The sequence below is a fragment of the Kineococcus indalonis genome, from assembly GCF_009906395.1.
Lineage (GTDB): Bacteria > Actinomycetota > Actinomycetes > Actinomycetales > Kineococcaceae > Kineococcus > Kineococcus indalonis.
In genome coordinates, this window is sequence record NZ_JAAALM010000703.1 from 692 (window position 1) to 1,591 (window position 900).

Consider the following 900-nt stretch of genomic DNA (forward strand, 5'->3'; position numbering starts at 1 on the left):
CACGCCGATCGTAGCCGCCGCCCGCCGCGCCGGGCGGCGGACGGCCGCACCGGGCGCGGGTGCCGGCTCAGCCGTCCTCGCGCCGCGCCTCGGCCACCCGGTGCGGCACCCGCAGCAGCCGCACGGCCGTCACCAGCACCAGCCCGCCGGTCAGGTTGCCCAGCGCGGACCAGCCCAGGCGGGGCAGCCAGTCCAGGTAGCCGACGTCGGCGCCGGCGTGGATCGCGGCGAACACCAGCAGCGAGTCCAGCACGGAGTGGAACAGCTGCCCGCCGGCGAGCAGGGCGCCGAAGAGCACGGCGGGCACGAGGCGCACCCCGGTGCTCTCGGTGCCGTGCTGCATGCGCGTCATCAGGGTGATCACGGCACCGGCGAGCACCGCCAGGCAGAAGGACTCCAGGCCGATCGGGAGCGTGGCGTAGTGCGTGCCGGACTCGACCGCCGTCGCCCGCAGCCCGGGCAGGCCCTGCACCACCAGCCACATCAGCACCCACCCGCTGGCGAGGTTGGCGACCAGCGTGACCGCCCACAGCCGCAGCAGGGCCCCGACGGAGCCGTCCCGGGCCACGACGGCCATGACGGGGACGAGGAAGTTCTCCGTGAACAGCTCGCTGCGGGCCAGCAGCAGGGCCACGAAGCCGATCGAGAACGCCAGGCCCGCGACCAGGTGGCTGCCGGTGGCGCCGAGCACCAGCAGGTACGCCAGGACGCCCGTGCTGACGTCGGTGCCGCCGAGCAGCCCGACGCTCAGCAGGGGCAGGAACGGCCGGGCGAGGCGGTCGCGCCCCTCGCTGACGAGCCGGTCGAACGCCTCCTCGGACTCGGGCTCGGGACGCTCCGGAGCGGCCGTGGGGGAGGCGGGGCGGTCGTTCACGAGGGCTCCTCGGGTCCGTGCGGGGC

The 900-nt window shown here is 75.9% G+C and carries 1 protein-coding gene; it reads right to left on the bottom strand.

The genetic code is table 11. The features are described from left to right. Positions 1-67: 67 nt before the first annotated feature. Positions 68-874: a formate/nitrite transporter family protein gene (locus tag GTR00_RS20435; RefSeq protein WP_166613363.1), complete on the bottom strand. Its 807-nt coding sequence runs from the start codon at positions 872-874 to the stop codon at positions 68-70. Positions 875-900: the final 26 nt, after the last annotated feature.